This window comes from Actinoallomurus acaciae (genome assembly GCF_042429965.1).
Taxonomy (GTDB): domain Bacteria; phylum Actinomycetota; class Actinomycetes; order Streptosporangiales; family Streptosporangiaceae; genus Actinoallomurus; species Actinoallomurus acaciae.
On record NZ_JBHLZP010000491.1, the window covers coordinates 1 to 11,315 of the forward strand.

Genomic DNA, 11,315 nt, shown 5'->3' on the forward strand with positions numbered 1-11,315 from the left:
GCTGAACCGGCTGTCTCATATCGACCGGGCCACCGGCGAGCCGATCCGCCGCTGCGAACACACCCACCTCGGGCGTCATGTTGCATGTGGACGTGAAAAAGCCCGGCGACATCCCCCGGATGGCGGCGGCTGGCGCTACGCCGGCCGGGCCCAGGGCAAACGCAACCGCGAGACCACCGCCAAGCGCACCGGTGCCCGCAACGCCCGTTACGGAATTACGGAATCCCGCCTGGGCACGGCCTACGTCCACACCGTCGTCGATGACCACGCACGCGTCGCCTACGCCGAAATCCACGAAGACGAAAAAGCCACCACCGCCATCGGCGTCCCGCGCAACGCGGTGACCTGGTTCACCGCCCACGGCACCACCACCGAACGCGGCCTGCCGATCCCAGGCCTGGCACCAGGCCTGCGCCGAGCCAGGCATCGTCCCGAAAAAGACCCGGCCCTACCGGCCGCAAACCAACGGCAAAGCCGAACGCTTCCACCACACCCTCGCCGACGGCTGGGCACTGGGCCGCTTCTACCGCTCAGAACAAGCCCGCCGCAAAGCCCTCCCGGCCTGGCTCCACTTCTACAATCACCACCGACCCCACCACAACCGGCGGCCAACCACCCACCACCCGCTTGACCAACGTCCCTGGGCAGTACAGCTAGAGCTCCAGCCGCCAGGTCTGTTCGACGAGGTCGTGCCCGAAGCTGTGGTGCGGCCCTTCCTTCACCAGCGTGAAGCCGGCCCGCTCGTAGATCCTGCGGGCCGCGGTGAGCACGTCGTTGGTCCACAGGGTCAGCTCGCGGTAGCCCGCCCGGCGGGCGAACTCGACGCACTCTTCGACCAGGGCGGCGCCGACCCCCCGGCCGCGCGCGGAGGGATCGACCAGCAGCAGGCGCAGCCGGGCCTCCCGATCGGAGCCGCGCACGCAGAACACGCACCCCACCCGCTCACCGTCCACCTCGGCGATCCAGGCGGCGTCGCCGGGACCGCGGCGCTCGACGTAGTCGGCGACGATGCGGGCGACCAGGGCCTCGAAGGTCTCGTCCCACCCGTACTCGGCGGCGTACAGGGCTCCGTGTCGCTGGACCACCCAGCCGAAGTCGCCGGACGACGGCGGGCGCAGCACGACCTCGACGTGTTCGGCCGCCGATGCGGTCTTCATGGGACGCCTCCGATCACTCTGAGTGACATAACGATAGCGCAGGGGCCCGGCCCAGTGCCGCATCAGGTGGCTCCCACCAGGGACATCACGGGCTCTCAGGTCAGCTCCGGAGCCTTCCGTCCCCTGGCGTCGACATGACCTGAGCGGTTCCGCGGTGTCCGGCGAACCGGCCCCCGTGCGGCGTCCAGGTCTCGTGTCCCCTTTCGTGTCCTGAGCTTGACAGTCAGCACCCTGGACCGCCGGTCGCAGGTCTGTTCGGGGCCGTTGACGGCTATCACTGCGAGTGAGCGGCGTGCCAGGCGTCCATGACTTCGGTGCGGATCCGAACTCGCGACGGGACATCGATTCCGTTGCCTGCGGGCCCAGGCCCGGACTTCGGCCGCCTTGGCGGACCCGTGGCCGGTCGACGAAGCGAAGGAGTAGTGGCTCTTCTTGGTGCTGCGGAAGTGATCGGGCGGGCCAGTGCGTCTGGGCGTGTGCTGATGAAGCCGCAGCGTTCGAGGATGCGGCGTCGCTCGTGATGCGACCGTGTCCGTCCTCTAGATTGCTCCACTATGCGCAGATTTTTGGCAATGGGAGCGCTGGGTCTTACTCTCGCCGGATGCGGCGGCTCGGAAAAACCGGAGAAAGGGCATTCTGACCCGCCGATCGGATCGCCGGTGCCGACGCCAAGTTCCACCGCGGCGCCGAAGGTGATCGGCCGGTCGCCGTCCATCGACACGTCGTTCCTGACGCGCATCAAATACCAGCTAGAAGCGTACACGGTGGCGATGGCCGGCAGCGCGGCGAAGACCAGCGCAACGTGTGACCGATCCACGCTCGTCGTGGCCCAGGGGGCGACCGTGCACTGCACCGTCGACTACTCCGGCCTGCGCGTCCCGTGGACCGTCACCATCAAGGGCTCTTCCAGTGACCTCCTCGTGCCCTACGACGCGGTCCCCTCCACCGGAATCTTGTCCCGCGCCGGTGTCCTTCGCGCCTTCTACGTCTCGCAAGCCCAGAACGGCACCGACCTGCGCTGCGGCGACCTACCGGAGAAGACGCTGGTGCCGCTCAACCAGCGCACCCAGTACCGATGCCAGTACGTAAGCAAGCCATCCGCGGACAAGTACATGAAACTCCCAGCACAGCGCATCACCCTCGCCGTTATCAGCAAGCAGACCGGCCCGGACTTCGAGCTCCCGTACGACGTGCACTGACCCGGCCCTCGTCCGCCTCGCATCTCGGTCACCTGCCGGGCGGGGGACTGTCTGAAAGATCGTGGGCGGGCTGGTGATCCGGCAGGCTGGAGCTGACGCTCCGGCCGGGAAGGATCACTGTGGCCGATGCTGAAGACGACATCGAGCAGGCCAGGGCTTAGGGGGTGTTGCTGGTCGGGCCGAACGGGTTGCTGGCCGGGATCGCCAAGACGGTTCTGACCGAGGTCGGTCCGGTCTCGTTGCGGGTCCGACGCGATCGGGTGGCTGAGTTCGAGCCGAAGATCGTGCCCGAGCACGCCCGTCGGGTCGAAGGGTTCGATATGCCAAAGGGGCTGACCACCGGCGGGATCCGGGCGCACTTGGCGGAGATCTATGACGTGGGGGTCTCCCGTGATCTGATCTCGCGGGTGATCGGCCGGGTCGGGCGAGGAACTGGCGGGATGGCAGTCCCGCCCCCTCGATGCGGTTTACCCGGTGGTGTTGATCGACGCCCTACATGTGAAGATCCGCGATGGCCAGGTGGCCAACTGTCCGATCTACGTCGCCGTGGGCATCGATCGCCATGGTGAGCGTGACGTGCCGGGTCTGTGGGTGGGCACCGGCGGGGAGGGCGCCGAGTACTGGATGGGTGTGCTGGCCGAGGTGAAGAACCGCGGCATCGCCGATGTGTGCATCGCCTGCTGCGATGGCTTGAAGGGTCTGCCGGAGGCGATCAACCAGATCCGGCCCCAGGCCACCACCGGCAGCGCGTGGTGCACCTGGTGCGGGCCTCGCTGCGCTATGCCGCCAACGGCCACTGGAGCCAGATCACCAAACACCTGCACGAGATCTACACCGCACCCACCGCCGATGCCGCCGAAGCCCGCTTCGCCGACCTCGAAGCCGCGTGGCGCGCCAAGGTATCCGGCGATCACCCGGTTGCGGCATTCGGCCTGGGAACAGTTCACCCCGTTCCCGGCCTTCTCCCCACAGATCCGCAAGATCATCCACACCACCAACGCCATCGAGTCGCTGAACGCCCGGTTCCGCCAGGCCACCCACCGACGCCGGCACTTCCCCACCGACCACGCCACACTCAAGGTCCTCTACCTCGTCATCCGCAAACCCACACAAGAACCGGGCTAGGGACTCGTTGAACGCAGAGTGCACACTTCACTATCCGGCTGTAGCGTTCGTAGTCCAGCTTCGATGTCCTACGGGCCAGACAAGGGACATCAGAATCTGGAACCTACGTCTCAGGTCAGCAGGATGCCGGCCAGGGCTCCGGCGAGCATGAACGGCCCGAACGGGATCTCGGTCTTCCGCGAGCCCCGCCGCGTGATCAGCAGCACCGCCGCGTACAGGCCGCCGAGCACGAACCCGGCGAGCACGCCGAGCCACCACGCCGCCGCGCCGAGCCAGCCGAGGTAGAGGCCGAGCACGCCGGACAGCTTGACGTCGCCCCAGCCGATCGCTCCCGGCGCGACCAGGTGCTGCACGGCGTACAGGGCCCACAGCACCGCCAGCCCGATCAGGGCGTGCACCAGGCGTACGGGATGACCTTCGGTGAGCACGGCGACGCCCAGCAGCGCCGGTCCGTTGAGGTAGGACGGCAGGGTGTACGGGTCGGGGAGCCGCTTGACCGCGACGTCGACGAAGGCCAGGAGCGAGCCGACGGCGGCGAGGTAGAGGAAGGCGAGCAGCTCGGCCCGCCCGCCGAAGCGCCAGGCCAGCGCCCCGAACGTCACCGCCATCGTGAGGGCGATGCCGGGCCGCGCCCAGCGCATGGGTCGCTCGAAGTAGCGCTCGGCCAGCGGTGCGGCGAGCCGGCCGGCGATCGCTCCGCCGACGGCGCACAGCGGCACCAGCCAGATGTCCACGGACCCGCCTCCCCGTACCGCCCGACGGGAGGATAGCGGTCCCGGCGCCGGACGCGGTTGCCCGAGAAAGGTCCACGCGCGGCACGGCGCACATAGAGTTGGCTCATGGTGGATGCCGGATCAGTCGTTGACCTGCTCAAAGACGCCCGTGATCGGCGCAACGCCGCGCTGATCCTGGAGTTGGACCTGACCGACGGGATCGTGGAGGGACAGCCGGCCGACCCGGTGTCGGCCCTGCTCAGCATGCGCCGCACTCATCTGCGCGACGTCCTCGGAGGCCTGCGCCGGGCCCGTACGGACCCGCGGGTCCGCGCGCTCGTCGTCCGGATCGGCGGTCACCGTATCGGGCTGGCGATGGCCCAGGAGCTGCGCGACGCGGTCCGCGCGTTCCGCGACGCGGGCAAGCTGGCGGTGGCGTGGGCGGAGTCGTTCGGCGAGACCGGCCGCGGCACCGTCCCGTACTACCTGGCGACCGCGTTCGAGCGGATCTACCTCCAGCCGTCCGGCGACCTGGCGCTCACCGGGGTCGCGCTGGAGGAGCCGTTCTTCAACGAGGCGCTCGGCAAGATCGGCGTCACGCCGCGCTTCGCGAAGCGCCACGAGTACAAGACGGCCGCCAACACGTTCATGGAGCGCGCCTACACGCCCGAGCACAAGGAGATGTCCGGCCGCCTGGTCGCCTCCACCGGGGAACAGGTGGTGGCGGGCGTCGCCGCGGGACGCGGGCTCGCGGAGGAGCGCGTACGCGAGCTGATCGACCATGCGCCGCTCCTGGGCGCCGAGGCGCTGGAGGCCGGGCTGGTCGACAAGCTGGCCTACCGCGACGAGGTGTACGCCGACGTGCGCGCGGCCGTCGGCGACGCCGACGCGCGGCTGCGCTACGTCGCCCGGTACAACCGCGCCCAGGGGCTGGCGAAGCGGCTGCCGCGGCAGCGGCAGGACGGGGTCGCGCTGATCCAGGGCCAGGGCCCGATCCGGCTCGGCCGCAGCGGACGCGGCGCCATGCCCGGCCAGGGGTCGTCCATGGGATCGGACACGATCGCGACGGCCATCCGCGCGGCGGTCCGCGACGACAAGATCAAGGCGATCGTGTTCCGCGTCGACTCCCCCGGCGGCTCGTACGTCGCCTCCGACACGATCTGGCGGGAGATCGTGCTGGCTCGCAAGGCCGGCAAGCCGGTGATCGTGTCGATGGGCAACGTGGCCGCGTCGGGCGGCTACTTCGTCGCCGCCCCCGCGACCGTGATCGTCGCCCAGCCGGGCACGCTCACCGGCTCCATCGGCGTCGTGTTCGGCAAGCCCGTCGTCGGCGACCTGCTCGGCCGCCTCGGCATCGGCCTGGACAGTGTCGAGCAGGGCGCGCACGCGCGGATGTACGCGCCGACCCGCGACTTCACCGATGAGGAGTGGGGCCGGGTCAACTCTTTCCTGGACCGCATCTACGACGACTTCGTCGGCAAGGTGGCCGAGGGCCGCGACCTGCCGCGCGAACGCGTCGACTCCCTGGCACGAGGCCGGGTCTGGACCGGCGCGGACGCCCACGAGCGTGGCCTGGTGGACGAGCTCGGCGGCCTCGGGCAGGCACTGGACCTGGCCCGCAAGAAGGCCGGCCTGGCGGTGGACGCCCCGGTGCGCCTGTACCCGCACGTGTCGCCGGTCGACCGCCTGCGCCCGGCGGAGTCGAGCGAGGACCGCACCGCCGCCACCGCCCGCCTCGACGCCTGGGGCCCGCTGTCCACCGTCGCGGCCCGCGTGGGCCTGCCGTCCGGCGGCCCACTGATGCTGCCGGGCACGTGGGAGATCGTGTGACGGCGAGGGGCGAGGAGGGCCACACCGCGCCGGTTCTTTCGGTGGGGACCGACGAGCCGCGCGGCGCGGACCTGCACGGCGGCATGCCGCTCGCCACGCTGGAGCGCCACGATGGCACCGGGAGCGCCGAAACGACGGCCGGGTGACGTGTCACCGCACGGGACGATCGAACCGGCGCGAACGGCGCTTATCGGACCCCGGCGACCCGCGACGGCGACTGCGGGGCGGCGGCCTTACGAGCCCGCACACCTTTCGGCAACGCACCGACGGCCGGAAGTCCTGCGAGACTCATCGGCGGAGCACCTCGCACGGCCGACATCCGGCGACCGGGGTCCTCCTACGCAGCGTCGGCCGACGGCCACCGAGAACGGCCACCGAGAACGGCCACCGAGAACGGCCACCGAGAACGGCCACCGAGAACGGCCACCGAAACGGCCACCGAGGGGTCGGCGACTTCGTCGCCTCCCCTCAGATCATTCGTTGTTCCGGCCCAGGGAACGCACCCTGGAACCGTCGGTGTGAAGGAGGATCACCGTGGAGGAGGTCCCGTCGCGGGACTTCACCGACGCGCTCGCGGTCTTCGCGACCGGTGTCGTGGTGGTGACCGTGCGCGACGGGCGAGACGACATCGGTACCACGCTGACGGCGTTCTCGTCCGTGTCGCTCGACCCGCCGCTGGTCATGATCGCGGTGGCGAACGAGTCGTACCTCGCCGAGGTGCTCGGGCGATGCGACCGATGGGCGGTGACCGTGCTGTCGGCGGCGCAGCGGGCCATCGCCGGGCGGTTCGCGGCGGCCGGGCGCCCGAGCGCCCGGCTGCTCATCGCGAGCGTCCCGCATCATCGGGGGCGGCTGTCCGACGCTCTGATCACGGATGACGGCCTGGCCGCGTTCGAGTGCGAGACCCGTCAGCGGGTGCCGGCCGGCGACCATGTGCTCTTCGTCGCCGAGGTCCTCTCGGTCGACCACATCGCCGCGGACCGGCCTCCGCTGATCCGCGTCAACCGCCGATACCGGTGACCATGATGACGACCAGCACGAGGGCGCAGATGCCGAAGATGGTGTTCAGCGTCTCCTTCATCCGCAGCCCGCGCATGGACTCGATGCGGGCCTTGTAGCTGCCCCACATCTGGTGAGCCTGGCGCGCGCGCTCGGAACGAATTCCGATGAACACGGCGACGATCGCGACGATCAGGATGAGCATGAGCATGAAAATCTCACCTCCTTTACGGAAGAACAGCTCCCGTCTACCCTTCCGCTAAAAGCAATATTAGCGCATCATCGCGCCATATCAACGGATTTAAATAAATGCAATATCGCAGGTCGCCTACTGTTTATTTGCCATGAAGTAAGGCGGCAGCACGCCATTCTTCATATTCCAGAATGCGTACCGCCGGGCCGCCTCCCACCGCGATGCCTCCCCGCGTCCCGCCTGCCCGCGCGGCGCCGGTGGCCGCACCGCCGCCTGCCGCCGCGCCCGACGGCGTCAGGCCGACCGGCATCGCACGGCCTCGCCGGTGGCCAGGTGGCGAAAGGCCAGCACGCACACCGACAGAAGGCACCACCCCGGCCGGCCGGGCGAATCCCACCGTCTCGGCGGCGGAAAATAGGCGATCCGCCCAGCGTGATCAAGTATCGACCTGCGGCGACAAGGAACACGACGGCCATCGCCCCGCCCGGCCGGTCCCCCATTTCGGGTCGGCACGGAATTTCATTGGAACGATCCCGCCATGATCAATTCATGTGACGTGCCGGACCGCCGGGTGGACGCTTGCCACCTCGCTCGAAATAGGTATGGCACATTGCCACCTCGCTGATTTAATCTAAGCGCGTTGGAAGGCAGCAGAGAGCGAGATGCCCGGCCGAGCCCTCCGGATTCTCGATCTTCGCCCGCGAGGGGAGAGATGCCGTGGACCCCGGCCCCGTCGTTCAGCGCGCACGCCTCACCGCCGAGCTCCAGCGGCTCCGGCGCGACGCCGGCAAGACCCAGGACGAGGTAGCCCGGGCACTCGACTGGTCCGCGTCGAAGCTGATCCGCATCGAAGGCGGCAACGTCCGCATCTCGACGACCGACCTGCACGCGCTGCTGCGCCACTACGGCGTGACCGACGAGGAGCGGATCGCGGCGCTGTCCACGCTGGCCCGTGGCGCACGAGAACGCGGCTGGTGGACTCTCTACCGCGATCATCTGGACGACGCCTACTCGACCTACCTGGGGTACGAGCTCGGCGCCTCGTTCATCCGCTCGTTCAGCCCGCTCCTCGTCCCCGGCCTGTTGCAGACCGAGGCCTACGCGCGGGCGCTGACCATCGAGTACAAGCCCCAGCCGGTCGCCGAGACGGTGATCGAGGTCCGCATGCAGCGGCAGGACAGGATGTTCAGCCGGGAGGATCTCCCGCAACAGCACTACGTCCTGGACGAGGCCGTCATCCGGCGCAGGGTCGGCGGCCAGCGCGACCAGGGCATCATGCCGCGCCAGCTCGCCCAGCTGCTCGAGTTCGCCCGCCGCCCCGACATCACGATCGAGCTGATCCCCTTCGAGAAGGGGGCACATTTCGGCATGCGCGGTGAGTTCACCGTGCTCGGATTCGAGATGGGTCCGCCCGGCGTGCTGTACCTGGAGAATACGCAAAAGCCGGTGACGGTCACCGAGAGCGAGGAGGTGGCCGAATATCTCGAAGCGTTCGACCACCTGCGGCAATTGGCACTGCGCGAAGACGAGACCATCGAGTTCATCAAAGCGGCCGCCGCGCGAATGGAAGGCGATACGGCCGCCGACGGATGAACGATGGGGACTCGGCCCCCGGTTATCGGGAGATGTCGCCTTCCGCGCTGATCGGCGTGTCGACCGGTCGAGGGTGGGGCATCGCCACGCGAGCGGCCTCCACGCAGCCGCCGCCACCACTGCGCGAGCCCTTTCGCCAAGGTTCGGCGAGTATGAGCGAATCTGGATCGGCCGCCATTGCCCTCTCCTCAAACTTCAGATGGGCTGCCGCAGGCAGCCCACATAGTCACGCAGAGTAATACCCGCATGCATGTGCGTCGAACGCTACGGGCGGACCGAATCTACCTGAGCCGCCCCGACGGCTGAAGGATGATCGGCAAACTCGCCCGGAAGATCACTTCGCGCCGGCCGGGCCCCGCCTCCAGCGGCCCCCGGCGGTCGCGAACGCCGCCGGCCGACGCCCCCACGGGGCCCCGGCGGCACCCGCGCGACTCGACGCCAGATAGCCATGTATCCGACATAGAGCGATAAGCAGCGTCATGGCCATGATGCATCGATGACCCGCCATTTGGCGCGTCCTAAATACCCCGCAACTCGCCCCATGCAGGAAGTATGGCCATGACCACCGCTCTTACCTGGAGTGACTCACTTAGCCCTATGGGATAAGTTCACAGGCCATTAGTGACACTTGTCCCTAGGTTTCACCAACCCGGCCTGCGAGTCTCTGGTCTCGGAACGAACGGTCGCATCCGACGTTCGCCCCCCGGTGTCGAAGAGCAGAGGACGCAGCGGTGGAAAAGCAGTACGAAGTGTATTGCCTGAAGGACAGGCTCTTCTATGACGTCCTCGACGGACAGGAGAGCCCGGCTTTCGCCATCGTCGACGACCCGCTCCCCGACGGCTGGCAGCGAGTGCGGAACGGTGAATGGGTCATCTACGTCCCTCCGGCGCAGGACATTCCCGCGCAGGGCTGGAAGATCCACGTTTCCGCCGGCCACGAGAACGCCTCCGACGTGCTCGTACGCGTCCGCGACCACTGCGTCCCCCGTGGCGTCTCCTTCAAGCACCTGCGCAGCGAGAACATGCTGCTCATGCGGAATGCGAAATACTCGCCCCGGGGCGCCAGCGGGAAACTCGTCACCATCTACCCGCGCGACGAGGCGGAGCTCGAGACCCTTCTCACCGAGCTCGGAGACATTCTCGAAGGGGAGCCCGGACCGTACATTCTCAGCGACCTCCGGATCGGCGAAGGCCCCCTTTACGTCCGGTACGGCGGGTTCATCGAACGCCATTGTGAGGATGAGGACGGCCGGCTGGTGGCCGCGATCGAGGACGGGGAGGGACGCCTCGTTCCCGACCGTCGCAACCCGGTCTTCACCGTGCCCTCCTGGGTGCCGCTGCCCGCCTGCCTCGCCCCGCACCTGGCGGCGCGCAACGCCGTCACCATGACCGGCATCCCGTACGCGATCAAAGAGGCGCTCCACTTCTCCAACGGCGGCGGTGTGTACGTCGGCGAGGACACCCGTACGGGCCGCAAGGTGGTGCTCAAGGAGGGCCGGCCGCATGCGGGGCTCGCCGCCGACGGCGCCGACGCCGTCGCGCGGATCCGGCGGGAGCACGACATCCTGCGGCTCCTCTCCGGCATCGACGGGGTGCCCGCGGCGCTCGACTACTTCGTCGTCGGCGAGCACCACTTCCTCGTCGAGGAGTTCGTCGAGGGCCGCCCGCTCAACACCTTCTTCGCCCAGCGGCACCCCCTGCTGGACCCCGAGCCGGACCCGGGCGACCTCGCCGCGTACACCGAGTGGGCGATGAGGATCTACGCGGGCACGGAACGGATCATCCGGAAGGTGCACGCGCGCGGAGTCGCGTTCAACGACCTGCACATGTTCAACATCATGGTGGCGCCCGACGACACGGTGTCCCTGATCGACTTCGAGGCTGCGGCGCCGGCCAACGAGCGGCGCCGCCAGACCCTTGCCAACCCCGGCTTCCTGGCGCCGCCCGACCGGCGCGGCACGGCGATCGACCGGTACGGCCTCGCCTGCCTGAAGATCGCGCTGTTCACGCCGACGACGAACCTTTTCATGCTCGACCTCGCCAAGGCCGCGCACCTGGCGGAGGTGATCGCCGAGTGGTTCCCCGTCCCCGAGGGGTACCTCCAGCAGGCGGTCGAGGAGATCACCCGGGGCGAGCCGGGCCGGCACCCGATCCCCCGGTTCGCCCCGGAGCCAACCGGCTGGAGGGATGCGCGCGACGCCCTCGGCACCGCGATCCTCGCCAGCGCCACGCCGGGCCGCGACGACCGGCTGTTCCCCGGCGACATCCAGCAGTTCGGCAGCGGCGGGCTCGGCCTGGCCTACGGCGCGGCCGGCGTCCTGTACGCGCTCGACGTCACCGGCTGCGGCGTACGGGCCCAGCATGTGGAGTGGCTCGCCGACCACGCGACGGACCCGCCGCGCGGCACCGGTCTCGGCCTGTACGACGGGCTGCACGGCGCCGCGTACGGCCTGGCCCACCTCGGGCACCTCGACGCCGCGACCCGGGTCATCGACATCTGCCTCGG

At 69.1% G+C, this 11,315-nt stretch carries 9 protein-coding genes and 2 pseudogenes; 8 read left to right on the forward strand and 3 right to left on the reverse strand.

Translation table 11 applies throughout. The annotated features are described in order from the left end of the window. Positions 1–657 (forward strand): annotated as a pseudogene (locus ACFFNX_RS39640) (integrase core domain-containing protein); the annotation flags it as partial. Here the strand turns inward: ACFFNX_RS39640 and ACFFNX_RS39645 are convergent. Continuing rightward, positions 654–1,157 (reverse strand): GNAT family N-acetyltransferase, encoded by a 504-nt coding sequence (locus ACFFNX_RS39645; RefSeq protein ID WP_378211300.1) that lies wholly within the window; start codon positions 1,155–1,157, stop codon positions 654–656. The pseudogene ACFFNX_RS39640 and the gene ACFFNX_RS39645 overlap by 4 nt on opposite strands. Positions 1,158–1,816: 659 nt before the next feature. Between ACFFNX_RS39645 and ACFFNX_RS39650 the strand changes: the two genes are divergently transcribed. Both ACFFNX_RS39650 and ACFFNX_RS52445 read left to right on the forward strand, forming a co-directional pair. Next, complete coding sequence (locus tag ACFFNX_RS39650) at positions 1,817–2,356, forward strand: hypothetical protein (RefSeq protein WP_378211301.1); 540 nt, start codon at positions 1,817–1,819, stop codon at positions 2,354–2,356. A 164-nt stretch (positions 2,357–2,520) separates the two neighbouring features. Further along, positions 2,521–3,463: pseudogene (locus tag ACFFNX_RS52445) on the forward strand (IS256 family transposase); the annotation flags it as partial. Between the two features lie 128 nt (positions 3,464–3,591). Here ACFFNX_RS52445 and ACFFNX_RS39675 read toward each other — a convergent pair. Next, complete coding sequence (locus tag ACFFNX_RS39675) at positions 3,592–4,215, reverse strand: prepilin peptidase (protein WP_378211302.1); 624 nt, start codon at positions 4,213–4,215, stop codon at positions 3,592–3,594. Positions 4,216–4,320: 105 nt separating this feature from the next. On the opposite strand from ACFFNX_RS39675, the gene sppA reads away from it, so the two are divergent. The 3 genes from sppA to ACFFNX_RS39690 all read left to right on the forward strand — a co-directional run bounded on the left by sppA (position 4,321) and on the right by ACFFNX_RS39690 (position 7,044). Then, on the forward strand, positions 4,321–6,024 hold the full coding sequence (gene sppA, locus ACFFNX_RS39680) for a signal peptide peptidase SppA (protein WP_378211303.1): 1,704 nt from the start codon (positions 4,321–4,323) through the stop codon (positions 6,022–6,024). After that, positions 6,021–6,170: a hypothetical protein gene (locus ACFFNX_RS39685; protein WP_378211304.1), complete on the forward strand. Its 150-nt coding sequence runs from the start codon at positions 6,021–6,023 to the stop codon at positions 6,168–6,170. Before sppA ends, ACFFNX_RS39685 begins: the two co-directional genes overlap by 4 nt. A 388-nt stretch (positions 6,171–6,558) precedes the next feature. After that, entirely contained in the window at positions 6,559–7,044 is a 486-nt protein-coding gene (locus ACFFNX_RS39690; protein WP_378211306.1) for a flavin reductase family protein, read from the forward strand. Here the strand turns inward: ACFFNX_RS39690 and ACFFNX_RS39695 are convergent. Next, positions 7,025–7,234, reverse strand: a complete 210-nt coding sequence (locus ACFFNX_RS39695) for a hypothetical protein (protein WP_378211307.1) — start codon at positions 7,232–7,234, stop codon at positions 7,025–7,027. The genes ACFFNX_RS39690 and ACFFNX_RS39695 overlap by 20 nt on opposite strands. Positions 7,235–7,933: 699 nt before the next feature. On the opposite strand from ACFFNX_RS39695, the gene ACFFNX_RS39700 reads away from it, so the two are divergent. Further along, a complete protein-coding gene (locus ACFFNX_RS39700; protein WP_378211308.1) occupies positions 7,934–8,809 on the forward strand; it encodes a helix-turn-helix domain-containing protein in 876 nt (291 codons plus the stop codon). Positions 8,810–9,540: 731 nt separating this feature from the next. Then, the coding region (gene lanKC, locus ACFFNX_RS39705; protein WP_378211309.1) for a class III lanthionine synthetase LanKC at positions 9,541–11,315 on the forward strand (1,775 nt) is incomplete at its 3' end.

Excerpts from the sequence above, each read along its gene's own strand:
- ACFFNX_RS39645 (WP_378211300.1), bottom strand. The coding sequence starts at position 1,157 with ATGAAGACCGCATCGGCGGCCGAACACGTCGAGGTCGTGCTGCGCCCG.
- sppA (WP_378211303.1), top strand. The coding sequence starts at position 4,321 with ATGGTGGATGCCGGATCAGTCGTTGACCTGCTCAAAGACGCCCGTGAT.
- ACFFNX_RS39695 (WP_378211307.1), bottom strand. The coding sequence starts at position 7,234 with ATGCTCATGCTCATCCTGATCGTCGCGATCGTCGCCGTGTTCATCGGA.